Source organism: Pseudoduganella chitinolytica (genome assembly GCF_029028125.1).
GTDB classification, from domain to species: domain Bacteria; phylum Pseudomonadota; class Gammaproteobacteria; order Burkholderiales; family Burkholderiaceae_D; genus Rugamonas; species Rugamonas chitinolytica.
Genome location: NZ_CP119083.1, coordinates 4,408,063 through 4,432,461 on the forward strand (window position 1 = coordinate 4,408,063; position 24,399 = coordinate 4,432,461).

General features: G+C 66.9%; 20 protein-coding genes and 1 pseudogene. 7 read left to right on the forward strand and 14 right to left on the reverse strand.

Annotation, left to right across the window (positions count from 1 at the left end):
• Together PX653_RS19555 and PX653_RS19560 are read right to left on the reverse strand one after the other, a co-directional pair.
• Positions 1-1,407 (reverse strand): peptidylprolyl isomerase, encoded by a 1,407-nt coding sequence (locus PX653_RS19555; protein WP_277414407.1) that lies wholly within the window; start codon positions 1,405-1,407, stop codon positions 1-3.
• A gap of 103 nt (positions 1,408-1,510) precedes the next feature.
• A complete protein-coding gene (locus tag PX653_RS19560; protein ID WP_277414408.1) occupies positions 1,511-3,754 on the reverse strand; it encodes an LPS-assembly protein LptD in 2,244 nt (747 codons plus the stop codon).
• A 102-nt stretch (positions 3,755-3,856) separates the two neighbouring features.
• Here PX653_RS19560 and PX653_RS19565 point away from each other — a divergent pair, with 102 nt between their 5' ends.
• The 5 genes from PX653_RS19565 to PX653_RS19585 are packed head-to-tail and all read left to right on the forward strand — an operon-like array spanning position 3,857 to position 8,594.
• Positions 3,857-4,954 (forward strand): aminoglycoside phosphotransferase family protein, encoded by a 1,098-nt coding sequence (locus tag PX653_RS19565; RefSeq protein ID WP_277414409.1) that lies wholly within the window; start codon positions 3,857-3,859, stop codon positions 4,952-4,954.
• 10 nt (positions 4,955-4,964) lie between these two features.
• Complete coding sequence (gene murU / locus PX653_RS19570) at positions 4,965-5,672, forward strand: N-acetylmuramate alpha-1-phosphate uridylyltransferase MurU (protein WP_277414410.1); 708 nt, start codon at positions 4,965-4,967, stop codon at positions 5,670-5,672.
• 8 nt (positions 5,673-5,680) lie between these two features.
• Entirely contained in the window at positions 5,681-7,036 is a 1,356-nt protein-coding gene (locus tag PX653_RS19575; protein ID WP_277414411.1) for an aminopeptidase P N-terminal domain-containing protein, read from the forward strand.
• Entirely contained in the window at positions 7,033-8,175 is a 1,143-nt protein-coding gene (locus tag PX653_RS19580; protein ID WP_277414412.1) for an FAD-dependent monooxygenase, read from the forward strand. The genes PX653_RS19575 and PX653_RS19580 overlap by 4 nt, the downstream gene beginning before the upstream one ends.
• Before the next feature lie 2 nt (positions 8,176-8,177).
• Complete coding sequence (locus PX653_RS19585) at positions 8,178-8,594, forward strand: secondary thiamine-phosphate synthase enzyme YjbQ (protein WP_277414413.1); 417 nt, start codon at positions 8,178-8,180, stop codon at positions 8,592-8,594.
• A 184-nt stretch (positions 8,595-8,778) separates the two neighbouring features.
• Here the strand turns inward: PX653_RS19585 and PX653_RS19590 are convergent, their stop codons facing one another.
• The 11 genes and pseudogenes from PX653_RS19590 to PX653_RS19640 form a co-directional block, all read right to left on the reverse strand.
• Entirely contained in the window at positions 8,779-10,803 is a 2,025-nt protein-coding gene (locus PX653_RS19590; RefSeq protein WP_277414414.1) for a phosphocholine-specific phospholipase C, read from the reverse strand.
• Positions 10,800-11,705 (reverse strand): sugar kinase, encoded by a 906-nt coding sequence (locus PX653_RS19595; RefSeq protein WP_277414415.1) that lies wholly within the window; start codon positions 11,703-11,705, stop codon positions 10,800-10,802. Before PX653_RS19595 ends, PX653_RS19590 begins: the two co-directional genes overlap by 4 nt.
• Positions 11,706-11,818: 113 nt before the next feature.
• Positions 11,819-13,108 (reverse strand): sugar MFS transporter, encoded by a 1,290-nt coding sequence (locus PX653_RS19600; protein ID WP_277414416.1) that lies wholly within the window; start codon positions 13,106-13,108, stop codon positions 11,819-11,821.
• Positions 13,109-13,117: 9 nt separating this feature from the next.
• Positions 13,118-15,598 carry a glycoside hydrolase family 3 protein gene (locus tag PX653_RS19605; protein WP_277414417.1) on the reverse strand — a complete coding sequence of 827 codons (2,481 nt, stop codon included), beginning with the start codon at positions 15,596-15,598 and terminating at the stop codon, positions 13,118-13,120.
• A 23-nt stretch (positions 15,599-15,621) separates the two neighbouring features.
• Positions 15,622-16,983: a GH1 family beta-glucosidase gene (locus PX653_RS19610; protein WP_307730756.1), complete on the reverse strand. Its 1,362-nt coding sequence runs from the start codon at positions 16,981-16,983 to the stop codon at positions 15,622-15,624.
• A 176-nt stretch (positions 16,984-17,159) separates the two neighbouring features.
• Positions 17,160-18,206 (reverse strand): LacI family DNA-binding transcriptional regulator, encoded by a 1,047-nt coding sequence (locus tag PX653_RS19615; RefSeq protein WP_277414418.1) that lies wholly within the window; start codon positions 18,204-18,206, stop codon positions 17,160-17,162.
• 193 nt (positions 18,207-18,399) lie between these two features.
• Positions 18,400-18,615 (reverse strand): annotated as a pseudogene (locus tag PX653_RS19620) (PIN domain-containing protein); the annotation flags it as partial.
• Entirely contained in the window at positions 18,612-19,079 is a 468-nt protein-coding gene (locus PX653_RS19625) for a helix-turn-helix domain-containing protein (RefSeq protein WP_277414419.1), read from the reverse strand. The gene PX653_RS19625 and the pseudogene PX653_RS19620, both read right to left, overlap by 4 nt.
• Positions 19,080-19,202: 123 nt before the next feature.
• Positions 19,203-20,657, reverse strand: coding sequence for an NAD(P)(+) transhydrogenase (Re/Si-specific) subunit beta (locus PX653_RS19630; RefSeq protein ID WP_277414420.1), 1,455 nt, complete (start codon positions 20,655-20,657; stop codon positions 19,203-19,205).
• Positions 20,657-20,962 carry a proton-translocating transhydrogenase family protein gene (locus tag PX653_RS19635; RefSeq protein ID WP_277414421.1) on the reverse strand — a complete coding sequence of 102 codons (306 nt, stop codon included), beginning with the start codon at positions 20,960-20,962 and terminating at the stop codon, positions 20,657-20,659. The genes PX653_RS19630 and PX653_RS19635 overlap by 1 nt, the downstream gene beginning before the upstream one ends.
• A 13-nt stretch (positions 20,963-20,975) precedes the next feature.
• The gene (locus PX653_RS19640) at positions 20,976-22,088 is read right to left on the reverse strand and encodes a Re/Si-specific NAD(P)(+) transhydrogenase subunit alpha (protein ID WP_277414422.1); all 1,113 of its coding nucleotides are present in this window, start codon (positions 22,086-22,088) and stop codon (positions 20,976-20,978) included.
• A gap of 254 nt (positions 22,089-22,342) precedes the next feature.
• Between PX653_RS19640 and PX653_RS19645 the strand changes: the two genes are divergently transcribed.
• Together PX653_RS19645 and mnmA are read left to right on the forward strand one after the other, a co-directional pair.
• Positions 22,343-22,822: an NUDIX hydrolase gene (locus PX653_RS19645; protein ID WP_277414423.1), complete on the forward strand. Its 480-nt coding sequence runs from the start codon at positions 22,343-22,345 to the stop codon at positions 22,820-22,822.
• A gap of 17 nt (positions 22,823-22,839) precedes the next feature.
• Positions 22,840-23,955, forward strand: a complete 1,116-nt coding sequence (mnmA, locus tag PX653_RS19650; protein WP_277414424.1) for a tRNA 2-thiouridine(34) synthase MnmA — start codon at positions 22,840-22,842, stop codon at positions 23,953-23,955.
• Here the strand turns inward: mnmA and PX653_RS19655 are convergent.
• The gene (locus PX653_RS19655; protein WP_277414425.1) at positions 23,935-24,378 is read right to left on the reverse strand and encodes a response regulator; all 444 of its coding nucleotides are present in this window, start codon (positions 24,376-24,378) and stop codon (positions 23,935-23,937) included. The two genes, mnmA and PX653_RS19655, sit on opposite strands and share 21 nt — an antisense overlap.
• Between the last annotated feature and the right edge of the window lie 21 nt (positions 24,379-24,399).

Here is a 24,399-nt window from a genome sequence, read left to right on the forward strand (position 1 = left end):
TTACTTGGTTTCCTTCAGGTCTTCGGCGCGGAACTCGACATACGCGCGGTCGCGTACTTCGCGCTGGAAGTCCTCGGAGGCTTCCACCATCTTGCGCTCGCGCAGGGCCATGCGCGCCTCGTTGCGCTTCTTGTCCTTCGACTCGTCTTCGGATTTGCGTTCCACCACCTGGATCAGGTGATAGCCGAAGCTCGTCTCGACGGGGCCGCTGACTTCGCCCGGCTTCAGCGCGTTCATCGCCTGCTCGAATTCGGGCAGCGCATCGCCCGGCACCAGCCAGCCCAGGTCGCCGCCCTTCTTGCCCGATTCGTCGTTCGAGTACAGGCGTGCCAGTTCCTCGAACGTGGCGCTCTTGTTGTCCAGGCGTGCCTTGATCTCGGCCAGGCGGCGCTTGGCATCGGCCGCGCTCAGCGACGGCGTCACCTTCAGCAGGATGTGGCGCGCGTGCGTCTGCTGCACGGCCGCTTCGGCCTGGGCCTGCGCCACGCTGCGCTTGTCGGCCAGCTTCAGGATGTGGAAGCCGCCCACGCTCTTGATGATCGGCGTGACCTGGCCCGGATTGAGCTTGACCAGCGCCTCGGCGAAGACCGGCGGAATGCGGTCGGTCTGGCGCCAGCCCACCACGCCGCCTTGCAGCGCATCGCTGGCGTCCGAATAAGTGGCAGCCATCTTGGCGAAGTCGGCGCCGGTGCGCAGCTGGCGCATGACTTCCTCGGCGCGCTTCTGGCGCTGGGCGATCACTTCCGGCGACGCGTTTTCAGGAATGCGCACGAGGATCTGCGAAATGTTCACCTCGAACTGCTCCGCGGCGGCCGCTTCCTGCGCTGCCAGGAAGCTGTCCACTTCCGCTTCCGAGACCTGGATCTTCTGTTCCACCTCGTGCTCGCGCAGGCGCGTCATGATGATCTCGTTGCGGATGTCCTCGCGGAACGCCGCATACGAGCCGCCCTGCTTCTCGACCTGGTCGCGCAGCTGCTGCACCGTCATCTTCTGCTCGGCGGCCACACGCACCATGGCGCGGTCCAGCATCGCATCGTCCACGCGCACGCCCATCTCGCGCGCCATCTGCAACTGGGCCCGCTGCACGATCATGTGCTCGACGATCTGGCGCTGCAGGTCGGCAGCGGACGGCAGCTGCGCGTTCTGCGCCTTCATGCGCTGCACGATCGTGTTCACTTCCTGGGCCAGCTCGCGCCGGGTGATCACCTCGTCGTTGACGACCACCGCGATGGAGTCGATCTCGGTGTTCTTCGATTGTCCCGGGGGCGTGAAGCCTTTCTGGGCCGACGCGGCGGCGGGCGCGGGCGCCGCCGGCTTGGCGTTCTGGGCCACGGCGCTGCCGCCGGCAGCCATTGCGCACAGCAGGACTGCCGCGAGGGTGATCGGGTGCTTACTGGACTTACGCATATCGGAAACGCTCATTGAGTCGGTTAAAACGAGAAGAATAACAGGTATGGCGGGACAATCGGCAATCGGCGAAGGTAAGCAAAAGTAAGCGCGCCGTCCCCGCTCAACGCCGCGTGACGTCGTTGATGCGCTGATAACCCGGAATGCTGTTCTTCATGACTTCCAGCGGGCTGCCGATGCCCAGCTTGGACAGGCCGGTCAGTTCGAGCTGGAAGAAGAACTGTGTCGACGTCTTGTTCGCCGTCGTCACGAAGCGCTGCGCGCCCGCGCGGAACACCCAGCAGTCGCAGTTGTATTCGACGCCGATCAGGCTTTCCAGGATACGGTGATCCTTCAGCGAGTAGCTCATGCGGCCCACGCCGTACCACTTCTGCGAGATCGGCCACTGCGTCGAGAAGTCGACGTTCTTGAAACTGTCGCGCAGGTAGCGGTAGCCGGCGTTGACCACTTTCTTCGCGCCCGGCTGCCACTGCATGTTCAGGCTCGAGCTGACGACCTTCTTGTCGTCCGGGTTGTACTGCACGGCGCTGTCGACGCCCCACGTGTCGGAGATGCGGCCGGCCGCGGCCAGCAGCAGGTCCGAACGGCTGCCCGCCGCCGTGGTCGAACCGTCCAGAGTCACGCGCGGCTCGTGGAAGTAGAAGCGCTGGCCGAACGACAGGCGCAGGCGCTCGGCGCCCGACGCCTCCAGGAAGCGCGACACGACGGCCGCCGTCACCTGGTTGGCATCGCTGATGCGGTCCGATCCCACGAAGCGGTTCTCGCTGAAGATCTGCGAGAAGTTGAACGTCGCATCGGCCGTGTCGAAGTTCGGGATAATGGTCTGGTCGCGGTACGGCGTGTACACGTAGAACAGGCGCGGCTCCAGGGTCTGCGTGACGGCGCGGCCGAACAGCTTGGTCTGGCGCTCGAATTCCAGGCCCGAATCCAGCGAGAACGTGGGGATCGTGCGGGTCTCCGAGCGGCTCTGTTCCAGCGCGCCCGTGGCCGTGTTCTTCCAGTCGTCCAGCTGGTAGGCGCTGGCGTTGAGCATCAGCTTGGGCGTGATGAAGTAGCTGGGGCTGATGATCGGGTAGCTCACCTGCGGCACCACGACCATGCGGTTACCGTTGATCAGCGTGGGGTGCTGGAAGCGCGTGATTTCGCTGTCGACCTGCCAGTCGAAGCCGCCGATATCGTAGCGCGCCGCGTGGAAGCTAATCGCCGGCAGGCGGTCGTACGGATGCGGCGTGGGTGTCGTCAGGTCCGGGTCCTGCAGCACCTGGTACTTCTGCACGCGTGCCGTCAGGCTCCAGTACTCGCCGCGGTAGTCGGTGCGCAGTTCACGCAGCAGCTGGCGTTCCGCGCTGCCCGCCACCGTCTTCGAGAAATCGTTCGGGTAGTTGTCGTCGGAGGCCGCGCGCACGTTCCAGCCGAACGACCAGTCCTTGGCCAGCGCCTGCGAATGGCTGGTATTGATTTGCCAGCGGTCGATGCCCGCTTCCTTGTCGTGCGGCAGGTATTCGACCAGCGTGCGGCCTTCGTACGAACCCGCGTCCGTCTCGCCCATGTAGCGGCCGACGGCGCCGATCTGCAGCCCGCGCCGCGAGATGTAGTGCGGGTACAGGGTCAGGTCGCGGTTGGGCGCGATATTGAAGTAGTACGGCAAGGTCAGTTCGGCCGAGCCGCGCGAACTGTAGCTCGGCAGCGCGGGCAGCCAGCCGGAGCGGCGCTCGCCCGACAGCGAGAACGACAGCGCGGGCGAGCCGATCAGCGGCACGTCCTTGAAGTAAACGACGGAATTGCGCGCGACGCCCGTCTCGCGGCCCATGTCCAGGTTCAGCGTGCTGGCCTTCAGGTACCAGTCCGGGTTCGGGCCCTCGCAGGTGCTGTAGGTGCCGTCCACCACGACCGCCTCGTCCGGATTGAGGAAGTCGATGCGGCGCGCCTTGCCCTGCGCGTTATTCAGTTCCAGCTTGTAGGTCGGGTGCAGCATCGTGCCCACGCCCGTATCCGTGTTGATGCGGAATTCGTCGGCCGTGTAGTAGTCGCCGAAGCGCCAGACGCGGATATTGTCCTTTGCCTCCAGCTCCGCCTCGACCTGGCGGTAGCAGGCCGAATTGGCCGTCACGCGCATCTTGTCGCGCACGATCTCGACGTCGCGCTCCAGCACAAGCTCGCGTTCCGGCCGCCCGGTGATTTCCTCCGCCCGCATCGTCACGGGCGCGTCGGGATCTTCCGCGCGCGGCGTGCCCTTTGCCGTGGCCTCGACGGGCTGTGCATGGGTGGGAACCGCCGATGCGGCGACCAGGGCAGTCAGGGCAAACGCCCAGCGTTGCTTGGATGGGGGGGCCAAAAACCAGCTCATGAAAGGAACGATACGCGAAGCACCATGACAGGCGATTTTTTGATTTGAATCCCTTATTATATGGGAATCTTCACCATTGCCCGGATTCGTCAGGCTGTTTTCATGTCTTTATTGCATAAAGTATCACCAAAATCCGCGCCCGCCGGCGAGCCTGGAACGGCCGGCGGCGCCGCTGTCCAAGCGGATGCGCGCCTCGTCCAGCTGCAAGCGTGGCTGCAAGGCCTGAACCTCGTGCAGCCCGAGTCGTGCCGCCCCGCCTCCGCCGATGCCAGCTTCCGCCGCTACTTCCGCGTCGACGTGCTGGCTGCCGCGCAGGGTGCCCATGGCGCCACGCTGGTGGTCATGGATGCGCCGCCGGAACGCGAGAACACCGCCGCCTTCGTCAAGGTCGCGGGCCTGCTGGCCGACGCCGGCGTGTCCGTACCGACCATCGTCGCACAGGACCTGGAGCAAGGCTTCCTGCTGTTGTCCGACCTGGGCACGACCACATACCTGCAGGCCCTGAACCACGACAACGCCGCCACGCTGTACGCGGAAGCGCTGTCCGCCCTGGTGAAGATCCAGCAGGCCAGCCAGCCGGGCGTGCTGCCCGAGTTCGACCGCGCCTTCATGCTGCGCGAGATGAACATCTTCCCCGAGTGGTACATCGGCAAGCACTTGAACACCACGCTGACGGAGGCGCAAAGCGCCGAGCTGCAGAAGGTGTTCGATACGATCGCCGCCAACTGCCTGGCGCAGCCGCAGGTGACCATGCACCGCGACTACCACTCGCGCAACCTGATGTGGATGGACGAGAAAAACCCGGGCATCCTGGATTTCCAGGATGCGGTGTACGGCCCGATCACGTACGACGTCGCCTCGCTGCTGCGCGACGCCTATGTGTCGTGGGACGAGGAACTGGTGCTGGACTGGGTGATCCGCTACTGGCAGCACGCGCGCGCCGCCGGCCTGCCCGTGCACAAGGATTTCGACACCTTCTACAAGGATTTCGAGTACATGGCACTGCAGCGCCACCTGAAGATCCTGGGCCTGTTCTGCCGCCTGAACTACCGCGACGGCAAGCCGCTGTACCTGGGCGACCTGCCCACGGTGATGGAATACGTGCGCCGCACCGCCGGCCGCTACCGCGAGCTGAAACCGCTCCTGAAGCTGCTCGACGCGCTGGAGAACCGCGCGCCGGACGTGCGCTACACCTTCTGAGGACGCCGCCATGAAAGCCATGATCTTCGCCGCCGGCCGCGGCGAGCGGATGCGCCCCCTGACCGATACCTGCCCCAAGCCCCTGCTGAAGGTGCGCGGCCGCCCGCTGATCGAATGGCACGTGCTGAACCTGGTGCGCGCCGGCATGCCGGACATCGTCATCAACCACGCGCACCTCGGTCACATGATCGAGGAGTACCTGGGCGACGGCAGCCGCTTCGGCGCCACTATCCGCTATTCCGCCGAGAAGGAAGCGCTGGAGACGGCGGGCGGCATCGCCAACGCCCGCCACCTGCTGGGCGAGGAGCCGTTCTTTGCCGTCTCCGGCGACATCTACTGCCCCCACTTCGACTTCGCCCAGGCCAAGGACGTCCTGCACGACAAGGACATGTGGGGCAACGCCTACCCCGATGACAAGCGCGACATCGCCTGGATCTGGCTCGTGAAGAATCCGCCGTTCCACCCGAAGGGCGACTTCGGCCTGAACCTGTACACGGTGTCGAACACGGGCGAGCCGACGTGGACCTTCGCCAACCTGGGCGTCTACCGCATGGCCATGTTCGACGGCATCGCGCCGGGCCAGCACGCGGGCCTGGGCAAGCTGCTGCGCGAGTATGCCGAGCGCGGCCTGGTGGGCGGCGAAGTCTACGAAGGCGACTGGGACAATATCGGCACGCCCCAGCAGCTCGAAAAGCTCAACGGCGGCAGTCGACAATGAATGCGGCCATGAACGCCGCCCCGTTCGCCGCACGGCGCGCCCGCCTGCTGGCCCAGCTGGAGCCGGGCAGCGTCGCCGTGCTGGCCACCAGCCTTGAAGTGGCGCGCAATGCCGACAGCGACTACCCCTACCGCCACGACAGCAGCTTCTATTACCTGACCGGCTTTACCGAGCCGGAAGCGGTGCTGGTCCTTGTCGCCGCGCGCGGGACGCAAGCGGCGCAGGCCATGCTGTTCTGCCGCGAGAAGAATCCCGAGCGCGAGACCTGGGACGGCCTGCGTTATGGTCCCGAAGCCGCGCGCGACACATTCGGCTTCGATGCCGCGTACCCGATCGGGGCGCTCGATGCGCACATGGCGACGCTGCTGGCCGACGTGCCGGCCGTGTACTGCAAGCTGGCGCGCGACGAACAACTCGACCAGCGGTTGCGCCGCTGGCTCGACAGCGTACGGCGCCAGGGCCGCAGCGGTATCCAGGCGCCGCCGGCGCTGCGCGACGTCAATCCGCTGGTGGACGAGATGCGCGTCGTGAAAGACGCCTTCGAGCAGGCCATCATGCTGCGCGCCGGCGAGATCTCCGGCGCCGCCCACGTGCGCGCCATGCGTGCCGCGCGTCCCGGCGTGTTCGAGTACGCCCTGGAAGCGGAGCTGCTGTACGAGTTTCGCCGCAATGGCGCCCAGTTCCCCGCCTACACGCCGATCGTCGCCTCGGGCGCCAACAGCTGCATCCTGCACTACAACAGCAACGACCGCCGGATCGACGACGGCGACCTGGTGCTGATCGACGCCGGCTGCGAGCTCGATGGCTACGCCTCCGACATCACCCGCACCTTCCCCGTCAATGGCCGCTTCAGCGGGCCGCAGCGCACGCTGTACGAACTGGTGCTGGCCGCCCAGCAGGCCGCATTCGACGCCGTGCAGCCGGGTCGCACGTTCCACTCGGTGCACCAGGCGGCGCTGCGGGTGCTGGCGCAGGGCATGCTGGACCTCAAATTGCTGCGCCGTGACACGCACGGCAGCGTCGACGACGTCATCGCCGCCAAGGCCTACCTGCCGTTCTACATGCACGGCACCAGCCACTGGCTGGGCATGGACGTGCACGATGCCGGCGCCTACCGCCTTCCCACCGGCAGCGAGGCGCCGGGCCAGGAGAAGCCGTCCCGGCCACTGCAGGAAGGCATGGTGCTGACGATCGAACCGGGCATCTACGTGCGCCCCGCCGAAGGGGTGCCGGAGCAGTTCTGGAACATCGGCATCCGCATCGAGGACGACGTCGTCGTCGCCCCCGGCGGCCATACGCTGCTGACCGGTTCCGCGCCGAAAACCGTCGCGGACATCGAGGCGCTGATGAAGGGAGCCGCATGAGCGCGGACAACCTGAGCGCAGACTACAACATCGCCATCTGCGGCGCCGGCCCGGCCGGCATGGCGCTGGCGGCGCTGCTGGTGCGCCGGGGCGTGGCCCCTGCCAGCATCGTGCTGGTGGACGCCAAGCCGCTGGACGTGGCCAGCGCCGACCCGCGCACCCTGGCGCTATCGTGGGGCAGCCGCCAGATCCTCGAGCAGATCGGCGCCTGGCCAGTGCCGGCCACCGAGATCCACGAGATCCACGTCTCGCGCAAGGGCCAGTTCGGCCGCAGCATGATCACCCGTGCGGAGCACCGGGTGCCGGCACTGGGCTACGTGACGCGCTATGGCGACATCGTCACGGTGCTGGGCGGCCTGTGCGAACGGCTCGGCGTGCGCTCGCTGCGCCCGGCCCGCGTGACAGCCATCGACGAGAGCGCGGACCACGTGCGCCTGGCGCTGGCGGACGGCGGCAGCATCGGCGCCGCCATCGTCGTGCAGGCCGAGGGCGGCCTGTTCGGCGAGCAGGACGACAAGGCAAAAACGCGCGACTATGGCCAGACCGCCGTCATCGCCCAGGTCACGACCAGCGCACCGGTGGCGTACCGTGCCTACGAACGCTTCACGGGCGAAGGCCCGCTGGCGCTGCTGCCGCAGGACGACGGCTACTCGCTGGTGTGGTGCGTGCGCCCCGCGACGGCGGAGTCGCTGCTGGCGATGGGCGACGAGGCATTCCTGCGCAAGCTGGGCGAAACGTTCGGCGAGCGCCTGGGCAGCTTTACAAGCGCGACCCGCCGCCTCGCCTTCCCGCTGGGACTGAACGCGGGCATGGCCGGCAGCGCCCGCACGGCCGCCATCGGCAATGCCGCGCAAACGCTGCATCCGGTGGCCGGCCAGGGCCTGAACCTGGGACTGCGCGACGCGGCCGTGCTGGCGCGCCTGCTGGCGCAAGGCAGCACGCCGGACATGCTGGCGCAATATGCCGACCTGCGCCGCCAGGACCGCGACCTGACGGTACGGCTGACGGACACGATGGCGCGCGTGTTTGCCAACGACTCGCCGGTGCAGGCCCTGCTGGGCATATCGCTGGCGGCCATCGACGTGTTCACGCCGGCGCGCAGCCTGCTGGCCGAACTGATGATGTACGGGCGCCGCTAGCGATGGCTTACCAGACCACGCTGGCGTTTTCCAATGCCGGCCGCGGCACGCGCAACATCACGGATGCGGTGGCGCAGGCGGTCGCGCAGTCCGGCGTGCAGTGCGGCCTGGCGCACGTGTTCGTGCAGCACACCAGCTGCTCGCTGACGATCACCGAAAACGCCGATCCGGACGTGCGGCGCGACCTGGAGACGATTGCGGCGCGCCTGGCGCCGGACGGCGATCCGGCCTACCGCCACGACACCGAAGGACCGGACGACATGGCCGCCCACGCGCGCAGCGTGCTGACCGATACCAGCGTGACGATTCCCGTCGGCGGCGCTCGCCTGCTGCTGGGCACGTGGCAGGGCATCTTCCTGTGGGAGCACCGCACGGCGCCGCAGCGGCGCCACGTCGTCGTCACGGTGCTGGGCGGCTGATCCGCTGAAACACCGCTGCCGCTGGGGTCTGTCCCTGCACAGGGACAGACCCCGAAGTTTCGCTGAGGCTCACGGCTGTTGACGACAAACTTCAGGGTCTGTCCCCACAAAGGGACCGACCCTATGCGGAGCGGGCGTCCGCAGTCGCTTCAAAGTGAGCTGAACCGAACGGTATCACGACAATTCACCAAGCCGCTGGCGCCAACCCGAACGCCGGATCGCTGACGCTGTGCGCCCCCGTCTCGATCCGCCCGGCAAAGCGCCAGGCCGACTCCCCTTCCCGCACGCCGACGTCGTACCAAGGTCCCGTCACGGGCAGGCGCAGCACGCCGTCCGGTGGGATGCGGTGCGTGACGGGCACGCTGGCGGCGTAGGCCAGCGGCGTGATCGTCACCTGCTTCTCCACCGTGGCCGGGTTGTACAACGTCAGCACGAGGCGCTCGCCCTGCTGCGCCGCGCTCACGTTCAGCGCCGCGTAACCGGCCCGGCCGCGCACGTGGCGATGAAAACCATTCGGCCCCAGCACCCACAGGTCGTACAGGCCATCGGCCGGCGCGACGGTCCAGCGGTCGCTCAAGCCCCGGTCCGCCTCCAGCGTGTAGCGGCGCGGGCCCAGCTCGAGCCGGCGCCGGTCGTACACGTGCAGCACCGCGCCCACGCCGCCGTTATTCTCGAAGGCGAGCGTGACGCCGGTTGCATCCACCTGCGCCGTCGTCTCGAGCCGGTACGGCAGGCCGCGTGACGGCCGCGTGCCACCCTCCTGGCGCGGCACCGACTGGCTGCCTTCCGGCGGCACCTCGATAGGCGGCGTCGCGCGCTGGCGGGCGCGCACCTCGTCGGCCCAGGCGATGCCGTGCACCGGCACCGCCGGCTTGCGTGCGTCCGGCGTGGCGAAGTCGAAGCAGCTGGTCAGGTCGCCGCAGACGGTGCGGCGCCACGGCGCGATGTTCGGTTCGGCGATGCCGAAGCGGCGCTCGAGGAAGCGCAGGATCGACGTGTGGTCGAACACCTGCGAATTGACCCAGCCCCCTTTGCTCCACGGCGACATCACCAGCATCGGCACGCGCGGTCCCAGGCCATACAGCCGGCTGTCCGAGTGGCACTCCGCAGTGAAGTCCACCGTCGACTTGCCAGCCCGGCTGCCGTCCGGCTGCCACGCCGGCGCGGCCGGTGGCGGCACATGGTCGAAGAAGGCGTCGTTTTCGTCGTACATCTGCAGCAGCACCGTGCCGGCCCACACGTCCGGATCGGCCAGCAGCGCCTCCAGCACCTGCAGCGTGTAGGCACCGCCTTGCACCGGCGTGGAAGGACTGGGGTGCTCGCTGTACAGCTGCGGCGGGATGACCCAGCTGACCTGCGGCAGCTTGCCGGCGACGACGTCATCGCGCAGGCCATCGAGCGTGGCATTCCACAGCGTCGTGCTGAGCGCCTTGTCGGCCAACGGATTCGGTCGCGCGGCAAATGCCTCGCGATAGCGCCGGAACACCTGCAGCAGGTTGCAGCCGAAGTTGTCGTCCATGTCCTGGTAGACCTTCCAGCTGACGCCCGCCGCCTCCAGCCGCTCGGCATACGTCATCCAGTCGAAGCCCTGCTCGGGCGGGCCCAGGCCTTCCATGCGATTGTCGATGAGGGGCCCGCCACCGACGCCGGTCGGGTTGTTCGTCCCCGTCAGCATGAACAGGCGGTTCGGGTTGGTGCCGCCCTGCAGCGAGCAGTGATACGCATCGCACAGCGTAAACGCCTCGGCCAGCGCGAACTGGATCGGCAGCTCGGCACGCGTGTAGTACGCCATCGACGCATCCGTCTTCGAGCGGGGCCAGGAAGCCATGCGGCCGTCGTCCCACGCCGCCTGCGCATCGGGCCACGTATGCGGCAGGTCCATGCGCGGCTGCGCGTTGCCGACCGCCTGGTCCAGCCGGTACGGCATGACGATGCGGTGGCCGTTGTGCTGCTGCCAGACGTTGCGGCCGTCCGGCAGCGGGATCGTCAGGCGGTCGCCGAAGCCGCGCACGCCGGCCAGGGTGCCGAAGTAGTGGTCGAACGAACGGTTTTCCTGCATCAGGATGACGACGTGGCGCACGTCGCCGATCGTGCCGGTGCCCTTGCGGGCCGGTACTGCCAGCGCCTCGCGCAGCAGCGGCGGCATGGCGCTGAGCACGCTGGCGGCGACGGTGCCGCCCAGGAAGCGGCGGCGGGAGTTCGCGCTCATCGTGGTGCTCCGTCGCGAGGTGGAATGGCACCGCGGTGCGCCAGCTTGGCGGCCGCCGCGGCGTTGGCGCGGGCGGCAGCGTCGAGCGGTGTCGCACCTTCCAGCAGCAGCGCCAGGTAGGTACCGTTCCAGCAGTCGCCGGCGCCGGTCGTGTCGACGACGCGCGCCGGCACCGCCGCAACGACGCTGCGTTCGCCGCCCAGCCAGACATGGCAGCCTTCCTCGCCCAGTTTTACCGCGACGTGCGGTACCAGCGTGTGCGCGGGTGCCGGCAGCACGTCCGCATCGGCGGGCAGGCTGGGAAGCAGGATGTCGACGTAGGGCAGCAGTTCGGCGCATGCGGCGCGCGCCGTTGCGGCGTCGGACCACAGGCCCGGCCGGTAGTTCGGGTCGTAGGCCACGGTGACGCCGTGCGCGCGGGCGATCCGCGCGGCAGCCAACGTCGCGGCGCGCGCCCCTGGCGAGATGGCTTGCGTGATCCCGGACAGCAGCAGGCAGCGGGCGGTGGCGACGAACGCCTCGTCCACGTCGCCCGTCATGCGGGACGCAGCGCTGTTGGCGCGGCGATAGGTAAAGGAGCGCTCGCCGTGCTCGTCGACGGCAATGAAATAGACGCCGTTCTCGCCGGGCACCAGCGGTGCACGGCTGGTATCGACGCCTTCGGCGCGCCAGGCGGACAGCAGGCCGGGGCCGAAAGGATCGTCGCCTATGCGGCTGACGAATGCCGTGCGGCTGCCCTGGCGGGCGGCGGCGACCAGTGCGTTGAGCACGTCGCCACCATAGGACTTGTGGAATTGCGTGGCCTGCGCGAGCGGCTCGGTCGCGTGAAACTCGACCATGCACTCGCCGATGCCGATCAGGTCGAAGGCTGCCGCCCCGCCTGTCCTTGCTGTCGTACTCACCGTTAGCCTTTCATCAACTGGACGGGAGCGACATTAGCATGAATTTGCTTCCGGATCGCTACAGCCGATGCAGCGATCCGGAGGACAGGCGGACGCCTGCCCAGGTGGTTCGCTTACTGGCGGTGCAGGTTCACGTAACGCGCACCGAAGTACAGGATGAACGCATAGCAGGCAAAGGGCACGAAGAACGAAATCTGGATGCCGCTGGCATCGGCCAGTGCGCCCTGCGCGAACGGCACCAGGGCGCCACCCACGATCGCCATGCACAGCAGGCCGGAGGCCTGGCCCGTCTGCCGGCCCAGGCCGTGCAGCGCCATGCTGAAGATCGTCGGGAACATGATCGAGTTGCACAGGCCGACGGCCAGGATGGCCCACATCGCCACCGAACCTTGACCGAAGATCGCGACCAGGATCAGCAGCATGCTGCCGGCGGCATTGAACGCCAGCGCCTTGCCCGGGCTGACGGTACGCATCACGGCGAAGCCGATGAAGCGGCCGACCATGGCGCCGCCCCAGTACAGGCTGACGTAGTGCGCCGCGTCGGCCGGTGCCAGCGCCGCGATCTGCGGCTCGCCGATGTAGTTGATCAGGAAGCTGCCGATCGACACCTCGCCGCCCACGTACAGGAAGATGCCGATCGTGCCCAGCACCAGGTGCTTGTGCACGAACAGGTCGGCGAAGCGGCCGGCGGGGGCGTCGCCCGCCGCATCGACCAGCTTCGGCAACCGCGCCAGCGCGAACAGCACGGCCAGCAGCAGCAATGCGCCAGCCAGCACCAGGTAGGGGCCCTGGACGGCGGCGGCCTGTTGCGCGCGGTACGCCACCTGCTCGACGGCCGGCAGGCGCGCCAGTTCCTGCGCGCCCAGCACGCTGCCCGACAGGATCAGCATGCCGCCCAGCGCGGGCGCCACCGTGGTGCCCAGCGAATTGAACGCCTGCGTCAAGGTCAGCCGGCTCGACGCCGTGCGGGGATCGCCCAGCACCGTCACGTACGGGTTGGCGGCGACCTGCAGCACGGTGATCCCGGCCGCCAGCACGAAGAAGGCGAACAGGAACAGGCCATAGCCGCCGTTCGCGGCCGGGTAGAACAGCCCACAGCCGGCCGCCGCGACGACCAGCCCGGCCACCGCGCCGCGCTGGTAGCCGATGCGGCGAATCAGCATCCCGGCCGGCAGCGAGACGATCAGGTAAGCGCCGAAGAAGCAGAACTGCACCAGCATCGCCTGGACGTAGCTCAGTGTGTAGATCGCCTTCAGGTGCGGGATCAGGACGTCGTTCAGCGACGTCAAGAGTCCCCACATGAAGAACAGAATGGTGACGATGACCAGCGGTGCCGTGTTGCCGCGACCGTCGTGCGCGACCGCGTCCGGCGCCAGCGCGGCCGTACTTGTAGTATTTTCCATGAAGCTCTCCTATCGATTTGCACAGCGGAAGGCATCGCTGTCCGCTGCCGCGCCACCCACAACCTGGACATTGGTGAAGGCTGCAACAAAGCTGCCCTGTGCGGTGACGCGGAACGCATTATCCACCTTTGCGGCGTCAAGGCCCGCAAAGCACGCCAGCGGCACCTTGACCGTCTGCCTGCCCTTGCCCGCCAGACGGGCGAATTCGCTCGTCACATCCACCGCCGCGTTACCCATGCCCACCTCCACCTTGCCCTGCGGCGCGGCGCTGACGAGCGTGTCGAACGTCAGCGCGCCCTGCTCGATCGCCCAGGCGGGCAGTGCGCGCGGCTGGGCCGCCTTCGCCTCGATGAAGCCGGGTCCCGTCCAGGTCACCTTCTTCGCATCCTGCTGCGTGTTGACCTGCGCCGTCTCGACGGCCAGCGTGGGCAGCCGGTAGGTCGCGTTCAGGTCCGCACCCAATGCCACCCGCTCGTTGCCGCTTTGTACGTACACCGGGAACGTGGCACGGTCGGACTGGTTGAAGATTGGGAAGGCATTGGTCTTGCCGCAACCGGCGTCGCTGCTGTCCTCGGCCAGCTTGCCCACCCGTGCCTTGCTGCCGTACGCCAGGCCGTAGCCGTAGGCGAACAGCGGCGCATAGTCCTTGTCGCCCACGTTCAACGGCGTCTGGCAGACGCTCTTCGGCCACGAGAACGACAGCTTGCCGGTAAACGGCACGTCGACCTTGCCGTCCGCACGGCGCAGCAGCACGTCCGCCACGCCCTTGCCTTCGGAGCCGGGCAGCCACGCCGCGACAAAGCTGTCCGACAGGTTGAGCAGGTCGTTCGCGTACAGCGGCCGGCCCGACAAGAACACGGTCACGATCGGCCTGCCCTTGCCCGCCACCGCTCGCAGCACGGCCAGGTCTTCCGGATAGCGCGCGCTGTGGCGCAGGTTGGCGGCCGGGCCGATGTCGCCGTCGCCTTCGGCATACGGCCCTTCGCCGATCACGGCGATGACGGCATCGAAGTCGGCCACGTTGACGCCTTGCGCATCGGCGCTGTACGTGACCCGCTCGCCCGCCGCCGCGCGCAGGCCGGCCAGGATCGTGTCGCCGTTGGGGAAGTCGCTGTTCTTGTTGTCCGTGCCCTGCCACGTCAGCGTCCAGCCGCCGGACTGGTTGGCCATGCTGTCGGCGCTCTTGCCCACCACCAGCAGCTTCTTGCCGCGCGCCAGCGGCAAGGTGCCGCGATCGTTCTTCAGCAGTACCAGCGATTCCTGTACCAGCTTGCGCGCCAGCGCACGCGCCTGCAGCGCTTCCGGCTTGCCGGCGTGCACCGAGGCGGAAGGCTTTTGCAGGTTCGCGCGCAGCTTGACGCGCAGGATGCGCGTCACCGCGTCGTCGATGCGCGCCATCGGAATGCGCCCGTCGCGGACCTGCGCGACCGTATTGGCGATGAACTTCTTCCAGTCGTCCGGCGCCATCACCATGTCGATGCCGGCGTTGATCGCCTGCGGACAGCTGTCGTTGCTGCAGCCGGGCACCTCGGCGATGCCGTTCCAGTCCGTGACGACGAAGCCGTCGAAGCCCATCTTCTGTTTCAACACGCCGGTCAGCAGCTCGGCGTTGCCGTGCATCTTGCCGTAGTCCTTGCTGCCGTCGTGCCAGCTGTTGTACGACGCCATGACGGTCTGCGCGCCCGCCTGCAGCGCCGTCACGTAGCCGGCGCCATGGATGCCGATCATGTCGCGCCGGCTGGCGCGGTTGACGCCGCGGTCCTTGCCCTGGTCGGTGCCGCCGTCGCCGATGAAATGCTTGGCGGTGGCGACGACGTTGGCGTCATCCTTGAAATCGCCCTGCAGTCCCTCGACATAACCGCCGGCATACTGCCGCACGATGCGCGGATCTTCCGAGAAGCTTTCGTAGGTGCGGCCCCAGCGGTCGTCGCGCACGACCGCCAGCGTGGGCGCGAACACCCAGTTGATCCCGGTGGCGCGCACGGCCTTGCCCACCGCCTGCGCCATCTGCTTGACGCGGGCGGGATCGCGTGCCGCGCCCAGGCCGATATTGTGCGGGAACAGCGTGGCGCCGGCCACGTTGCTGTTGCCGTGCATGGCGTCGATCCCCCAGATGACGGGTACTTTCACGGGCATGTCGGTCGCCATCGACGCCTCGTAGTAGGCATCCGCCAGCGCCAGCCAGTCGGCCGGAGTGGCGTGCTTGTTCCCGTTCGGCCAGCTGCCGCCGCCATTGAGCACGGAACCCAGGTAGTACTGGCGCACGTCGGCCGGCGTGGCCGTCTTGATTTCCGCCTGCGTCATCTGGCCTACCTTCTGCTCGAGCGTCATGCTGGCGACGATCGCACGTACGCGTGCTTCCAGTTGCGCGTCCGGCGCGACGGCACGCTTGATGGCCGGCCAGTCGGCCGGTGGCGTGGCGGCGTGCACGTTTGGCGCCAGCAGCGCGGCGGCGAGGAAGGCGTGGCGGGCGATAGGGAATGAGGTCATGCTGTCTCCGGTCCGATGTATGTTCAGGAATGGTGCAGGAATGCGCGATACCACTGGCCGCTGTCCTTCAGCAGCCGCTGCTGCGTGGCGAAATCGACGTGCGTCAGGCCGAAACGGCGTGTATAGCCTTCGGCCCATTCGAAGTTGTCGAGCAGGCTCCAGGCAAAGTAGCCCTGCACCGGCACGCCTTGTGCGAGCGCATCGCGCAAAGCCGCCAGGTGGCGCACCAGGTAGCGCTGGCGCGCCGTGTCGTGCACGGCACCGTCCACCACCACGTCGTCGTAGCAGGAGCCGTTCTCCGTGACGTGGATGGCTGGCACGCCATACTCCGTGTGCAGGCGCACCAGCAGCTCCGTCAGCCCGTTGGGTGCGACCTCCCAGCCGAAGGCGGTGCGCTCGACATCGGACGGCGTGACGACCTGCGCCTGCAGCGGCCAATGGCCGGGCACATGCGCGATCGTCTCGGGGAAGTAGTAGTTCAAGCCCATGAAGTCGGTCGGCACCGCGATAACGTCCAGGTCCGAGGGTGCGACGCGAGGCGCGAGTCCACCCAGCATTGCCAGGATATCGGCCGGATAGCCCCGGCCCGCCAGCGGGTCCAGGAACCAGCGGTTGCGCAGGCCGTCGTGGCGACGCGCCGCGGCGACATCGTCGTCGCTGGCCGATGCGCTGCGCACCGGATGCAGGCTGAGGGCGATGCCGGCTTGCGCCCCGGGCACGTTGGCGCGGATCAGCGGGACCGCCAGGCCATGCGACAGCAGCACGTGATGGCAGACCTGCAGCGCCATGCCGAAGTCGCGGATCCCGGGCGCATGCACGCCGTCCCAGTGGCCGTGCATGGCCGTGCACCAGGGTTCGTTATGCGTGATCCAATGCTTGACGCGATCGCCCAGCCGGCGCGTGACGGCATCGACATAGGCGGTGTATGCGTGCACGGTGGCGCGCACGGCCCAGCCACCGGCGTCCTGCAGCGGCTGCGGCAGGTCCCAGTGGTACAGCGTGGCCCACGGCTCCAGGCCGCGCTCGAGCATCCCATCGACGAGGCGGTCATAGAAGTCCAGGCCCTGGACGTTGGGCGTGCCGTCCGGCGTCCAGATGCGCGGCCACGCGATCGAGAAACGGTAGGCGTTGGTGCCCAGGTCGCGCGCCAGGTCCAGGTCCCGCGGCCAGCGGCGGTAATGGTCGCAGGCGTTGGTGCCGCTGCTGCCGTCGCGGATGGCGCCGGGCGTGGCACAGAAGCGGTCCCAGATCGATTCGACGCGGCCGCCTTCCTGCACGGCGCCTTCGATCTGGTACGACGAGGTCGAGGTGCCCCAGCGGAAGGCAGGCGGAAAGTCGCCGCGTGCGATGGCCGGCGGTGCGGCCGCTTGGTTATTACGCATCATGGATTTCCCGGGTGGTGGGTGCGTTGTCGGTAGTCAGCCAGTGCAGCAGCGGTCGATGGGCTGGACACCAGCGGCATTGCCGGCAGTCGTTTCAACATCGCGCTTCTCCTTGCAGTCATGGAAAGCTTTCCAGCGAGTGTTCAAAAAAACGCGTCGGACCGACGCGCGTGGGCTGGCTAAGGACGCCGTTTGCGCACGGCGCCCGCGCGTTCGCCCTTCGGCGCCGGCCCCAGCGACGCCCGCTGCGTGACGCTGACCGGATAATCGCGCGACACGGGCCGGTCGCCGCCATAGCAGCGGTTGAGCAGCGCATTCAGGCCGGCCAGCGCCACGTCGCGCCACGGCACGTGCACGGAGCTCAGGCGCGGCGCGGAGAATTCGGCGCTGGGCGTGTCGTCATACCCCAGCACGGACACGTCGTCCGGCACGGCGATCCCGGCCTCCTGGAAGTGCGACAGCGCGCCGATGGCCATCTCGTCGTTCGCGCAGAACAGCGCCGTAAACGGGTAGTCGGAGGCCAGCAGTTCGCGCGTGCAGGCCCACCCGCCTTCAGGCGAGAAATCGCTCTCGGCAACCCACAGGCCGGCCGTGTCGATGCCCTGGCGCTGCAGCTCCGCCATGAAGCCGTCGATCCGCTCGACGTTGTCGGGCGCCGTCGACGGCCCCGCGACGACGGCGATGTGGCGATGCCCCTGCGCCAGCAGCGCCTGCGCCGCCAGCCGGCCGCCCTGGCGATGGTCGACCACGAAGCACTGCTCGGCCAGGCCGCTGAACGCCTGGTTGACGACGACGATGTTCGAGCCACGCGTGCCGAACGCCATGATGTCCTCGTCCTGCAGCGCATTGCTCATCGTGACGATGCCGTCGCAGCCGCGCTCCATCAGGAATTCGATGCCTTCCACGGCCTGGCGCCGCGCGTCACTCTGGCCAACGCCGAATGCAACCACCATGTGCAGGCCGCTGGCGCGCAACTCCATGTCGATCAACTGGAGGATCGGCGTATAGAACGTGCCTTTCAGGACGGGAATGTACACGCCGATCATTTTCGAATACCCGGACAGCAGCGCCCGCGCCGCGTGCGACGGCCGGAAGTCCAGCTCCTCGATGGCCTTGCGCACTTTCGCCAGCGTCGCTGGCGATACCGCGCCCTTGCCGCTGACCACGCGCGAGGCCGTGCCCAGTCCTACGCCCGCCAGCCGGGCTACGTCTTTGATGGTTGCCACTGCCTGTTGTCCCGTATTGAGTGAAGCGGAAGGATACTGCATGGAGCGCTCGCCTCACGTGCCGTGCGCTTGTGACGGCGCCAAGCCAGCGCCAGCTCCCGTCATTATGGAAACGTTACCAATTTTGGACTGAACTATACAGGAAACCGGGTTTCGCGACAGCAGAAATTTGCGGTCAGAGCAGGCAGCGGTAGACCGCGAGGGCCGCCACGGTGCGTGTCCGGTGCAGTTGCGCCGCCGTCAGGTCGGGACGCTTGCGCAGGAGGTTGCGTTGCCATTCATCGTGAATCTGCGCGCTCCAGCGCGCCCTGAAGCAGCCGGACAACGCCAGCCACATCAGGAAGTCGCGCAGCGGTGCCGGATACAGCACGCAAGCGTCGTACACCACGGTGAATGTCGAGGTTCTCATTCATAGCCAAGTTTGAGTTCGCGCGCCTGCTCCGCCAGCGCTTTCATCGCATGATGGCTCGCTTCCTCGCGCTCGGCCTTGAACTGCATCAGGTCGGCGAAGCGCACGCGCCGGTGCTTGCCCGCCTTATGAAAAGGCAGCGCCCCCTCCTCCAGCAACTTGACCAGGTGCGGCCGCGAGACGTTGAGCAGGTCGGCTGCATCCTGCGTCGTCAGTTCAGCGTGCACGGGCACCACTCTGACGCCGTTCCCCGCCGCCAGTTCCACCAGCACGTCACCCAGCAAGCGCAAGGCCGAGGTCGGCAGTTCGACCTGGTGCGGCTGCCCTTCGCTGTCGAGGATCTGGATCGCTTGCGTCGGCTGGGCCGTCGCCAGATGGGCGGCCAGCACGCGCTGGCCTTGCATGGCAGCCTGGACTTCCGCCGCAGCGGGCAATTCCAGGTTGAACTCTACGGTAGTGGGCATGGGACCTCCTGTGGCAGATGATCCATGCTAATCGAAATAATCGAAATAAGCAAACAAGCCAACAAGCCAACAAGCCAACAGGCAAGCTGCCCGGCAGCGCGCCGGGCAGCCGCCTGCCATGCATCAGACTGCCTTGACCATTTCCTCGATGATCTTCTTGGCGTCGCCGAACACCATCATGGTCTTGTCCATGTAGAACAGCTCATTGTCCAGGCCGGCATAACCGGAGGCCATCGAGCGCTTGTTGACGATCACCGTCTTGGCCTTGTACGCCTCCAGGATCGGCATGCCGGCGATCGGCGATTTCGGGTCCTTGGCCGCCGGGTTGACGACGTCGTTGGCGCCCAGGATCAGTGCCACGTCGGCCTGGCCGAAGTCGCCGTTGACGTCCTCCATCTCGAACACCTGGTCGTACGGCACCTCGGCCTCGGCCAGCAGCACGTTCATGTGGCCCGGCATGCGTCCCGCCACCGGATGGATCGCGTACTTGACGGTGACGCCGTGTTCCGTCAGCTTCTCGACCAGCTCCTTCAGCGCGTGCTGGGCGCGCGCCACGGCCAGGCCGTAGCCAGGCACGATGATGACGGTTTCCGCGTTACTCATCAGGAAGACGGCATCGTCCGCGGAGCCCGATTTCACAGGGCGCTGCGGGGTCGCACCGGCCGTGCTGGCCGCCGCGGCATCGCCACCGAAGCCGCCCAGGATCACGTTGAAGAAGGAGCGGTTCATCGCCTTGCACATGATGTACGACAGGATCGCGCCCGACGAACCCACCAGCGACCCGGCGATGATCAGCATCGAGTTGTTCAGCGAGAAGCCGATGCCGGCCGCGGCCCAGCCGGAATAGCTGTTCAGCATCGACACGACGACGGGCATGTCCGCGCCGCCGATCGGGATGATGATCAATACGCCCAGCACGAACGCGATGGCCGTCATCAGCACGAACGGCGTCCACGCGGGCTCGACGCCGCCGGCAAACACGAACGCCAGGCCCAAGCCCAGCATGACAAGCGCCAGCAGCAGGTTCAGCATGTGCTGGCCCTGGAACACGACGGGCGCCCCCTGGAACAGGCGGAATTTGTACTTGCCCGCCAGCTTGCCGAACGCGATCACCGAGCCGGAAAACGTGATGGCGCCGACGAACGTGCCGATGAACAGCTCGATGCGGTTCCCCAGCGGCAGCGGCTCGCCCACGGCGGCGATGTTGAACGCATGCGGTTCCGACACGGCGGCCACCGCGATGCAGACGGCCGCGAGACCGATCAGCGAGTGCATCGCCGCGACCAGTTCCGGCATCTTCGTCATCTCGACGGTCTTGGCCAGGTAGGCGCCAATGGCGCCCCCCACCACGACGCCCAGCGCGACCAGGCCCAGGCCGATGCCCATGCCGGCCGCTTCGGACTTGAGCTTCAGGATCAGCGCCAGGGTCGTGACGAACGCGATGGCCATGCCCGTCATGCCGAACGCGTTGCCCTTGCGGGCGGTGGCCGGCGACGACAGGCCCTTCAGCGCCTGGATGAAGCACACGGAGGCGACGAGGTACAGCATCGTCACCAGGTTCATGGAGATGAAGGCCATTACTTGCTCCCCTCTTTCTTGTCCTTCTTGCGGAACATCTCCAGCATGCGCTGCGTGACGAGGAATCCGCCAAAGACGTTCACGGCGGCCAGCGCGACGGCCACGGTGCCGGCGACCTGGCCGACGAGCCCTTCCGTCAGGCCGGCCGCCAGCATGGCGCCCACGATGATGATGGCGGAGACGGCATTGGTGACGGCCATCAGCGGCGTATGCAGCGCGGGCGTCACGTTCCAGACCACGTGGTAGCCCACGTAGATCGCCAGGACGAAGATGATCAGGTTGATGATGGTGTGGCTGACTTCCATTTGTGCGGTCTCCTTATTTGCGCAGCACGTCGCCGCCGTGGCAAACGAGGGTGGCCTTGATGATCTCGTCCTCGCGGTCGATCGCCAGCTGGTCTTCCTTGTCGACGATCAGCTTGAGGAAGTCCAGCACGTTGCGGGCATACAGCGCGGAGGCGTCCGCCGCCACGTGGCAGGCCAGGTTCGGTTCGCCGACGATATGCACGCCGTGCTTCACCACCGTTTTGTTCAGCTCGGACAGCGGGCAATTGCCGCCCTGCTCCACCGCCAGGTCGACGATGACGGAACCGGGCTTCATCGCCTTGACGGTCTCCTCGCCGATCAGCACGGGCGCGGGGCGGCCCGGGATCAGCGCAGTGGTGATGACGATGTCGGCCAGCTTGGCCCGTTCGTGCACCAGTTCGGCCTGGCGGCGCATCCAGTCGGCCGGCATGGGCCGCGCGTAGCCGCCCACGCCCTGGGCGATTTCCTTCTCCTCGTCGGTGAGGAACGGCACGTCGATGAACTTCGCGCCCAGCGACTCCACCTGTTCCTTGACGGGCGGGCGCACGTCGGACGCCTCGATGACGGCGCCCAGCCGCTTGGCCGTCGCAATGGCCTGCAGCCCCGCCACGCCGACGCCCATGATCAGCACGCGCGCGGCCTTGACGGTGCCGGCGGCCGTCATCAGCATTGGCATGAAGCGCTGGTACGTGTTGGCGGCCACCATCACGGCCTTGTAGCCGGCGATATTGGCCTGCGACGACAGCACGTCCATCGATTGTGCCCGCGTGATGCGGGGCACGGCCTCCAGCGCAAAGGCCGACAGGCCGCTGCCTGCCATGCGGACGATATTGTCGGCGTCGAACGGATTGAGCATGCCGATCAGGACCGCGCCCTGGCGCATGTGCGCGCGCTCGGTGTCGTCGGGTGCCCTGACTTTCAGTACGATGTCCGCGCCCAGCGCTTCGGCGGCGCCGACGATCGTCGCGCCGGCGGCGGCAAAGGCTTCATCGGTAATCGAGGCTTGTGACCCAGCCCCGGTTTGCACGAGGATCTGGTGTTTTGCTGCGAGCTTCTTGACCGTTTCGGGCGTTGCTGCCACCCGTGTCTCCCCCGGCCGTGTCTCGGCCGGAATGCCTATTCTCATGGTGCCTCCAGATTGTAAAAAAACTGGTGGAACCCGCAGACGCTGCAAGCGCCATGGCTGCTGCCATGGGTAATGCCGCTCGTTGCGGTGATGCGGCGCTCCCTCTCATCAATCTAACACGGAATTCTTTATGGTTAATCTTTTTGGGAATGCAACTTCTAGGGGGTTTCCACTAGGCACTCCCGCTGTCACCGACCCGTCACATGTTGAAACGCGGAACACGCTAAAATACCGGCTCTTTCAAGGATGACTACATGCCGCGTACCTGGAAACCCAATGTGACCGTTGCCGCCGTCATCGAGCGCGACGGCAAGTTCCTGCTGATCGAAGAAGAAACCAGCGACGGCATTCGCCTGAACCAGCCCGCCGGGCACCTGGATCCCCATGAATCGCTGGAGGAAGCCGTGATTCGCGAAACGCTGGAGGAAACGGCGCACGAATTCACGCCGACGGCGCTGGTGGGCATGTACATGTCGCGCTACCGGTCGGCTCGCACGGGCGAGCTGGTGACGTACCTGCGTTTCGCCTTCTGCGGGGTCGTCGGGAAGGAACTGGACCGCCCGCTGGACGAAGGCATCCTGCGCACACTGTGGCTTACACGCGACGAAATTGCCGCGTGCCGCGAGCGCCACCGCAGCCCGCTGCTGCTGACGTGCGTCGACGAATACCTGGCCGGCAAGCGCGCGCCGCTGGAAATCCTGCACACCCATTCTTCGGTGTACGAAGAACTTTAGTCTTTACTGGAATTGAAATGAGCAAGAAAAAAGTCGTGATCGGCATGTCCGGCGGCGTGGACTCCTCGGTCTCGGCATGGCTGTTGAAGGAACAGGGCTATGAAGTCATCGGCCTGTTCATGAAAAACTGGGAGGACGACGACGACTCGGAGTACTGCTCCACCCGGCAGGACTGGATCGACGCGGCCAGCGTCGCGGACGTCATCGGCGTGGACATCGAAGCCGTCAACTTCGCCGCCGAGTACAAGGACCGCGTGTTCGCGGAATTCCTGCGCGAGTACCAGGCCGGCCGTACCCCCAATCCGGATGTGCTGTGCAACGCCGAGATCAAGTTCAAGGCCTTCCTCGACCACGCGATGCACCTGGGCGCGGACCTGATCGCAACCGGCCACTATGCGCGCGTGCGCCAGAACGACACCAACGGCCGCTTCGAACTGCTCAAGGCGCTCGACCACACCAAGGACCAGAGTTACTTCCTGCACCGCCTGAACCAGGCCCAGTTGTCGAAGACGCTGTTCCCTCTGGGCGATATCCCCAAGACGGAAGTGCGCCGCATCGCCGAGCAGTTGAAACTGCCGAATGCGGCCAAGAAGGATTCGACGGGCATCTGCTTCATCGGCGAGCGCCCGTTCCGCGAATTCCTGAACCGCTACCTGTCCTATAAGCCGGGCCCGATGAAGACGCCGGACGGCAAGGTCGTGGGCGAACACGTGGGGCTGTCGTTCTACACGCTGGGCCAGCGCAAGGGCATCGGCATCGGCGGCGTCAAGACCTACCAGAACGCCGACGGCAGCAGCGACGCGTGGTACGTGGCGCGCAAGGACGTGGCCAACAACACGCTGTGGGTGGTGCAGGGCCACGACCATCCGTGGCTGCTGTCGTCCACGCTCGTCGCCGACCAGGCCAGCTGGATCGCCGGCGTGCCGCCGGAAGCCGGCCGCATCGCGGCCAAGACGCGCTACCGCCAGGCCGACGTGCCGTGCAACGTCACGCCGCAGGGCGAGAGCAACTTCTCGCTCGGTTTCGTGGAAGCCCAGTGGGCGGTAACGCCAGGCCAGTCGGCCGTGCTGTACGATGGCGACGTGTGCCTGGGCGGCGGGATGATCGACAGCTCAGTTTTCGTCGGTAGCTGACGGTTCCGCGGGCGGATTCTGCGCCGCCTGCGCATCGGCCAGCGCTTTTCTCTGCCGGTTCACCATCTGGATGACGGTGCTGCGGATGGTCTTCAGGACCGTGTCGGCATTGAACGGCTTGACGATGAAGCCGTTGATGCCCATCGCATGGGCCTTCTGCACGGTGGCCGCGTCGAATTCACTGGACACCATGAACATCAGCGATTTCGGATAATTGCGGCGCATCTCTTCGGCGCCCTTGACGTCCGCTTCCAGCACGTCACGGGCGATGCAGATGATCTGCGGGTTGTGCTTGATCAGCAGGACCGTCGCCGTGGTGCAGGTATGCGCCTGGCCCACCACGTCGTAGCTGCCGTCCTGCAGCACCGTTTGAAGCAGGCCACGCGCCACCGCGCTGCTGTCGATAATCACTGCCTTGAGCATTTTTTCAGTTCCTGTTGTTCG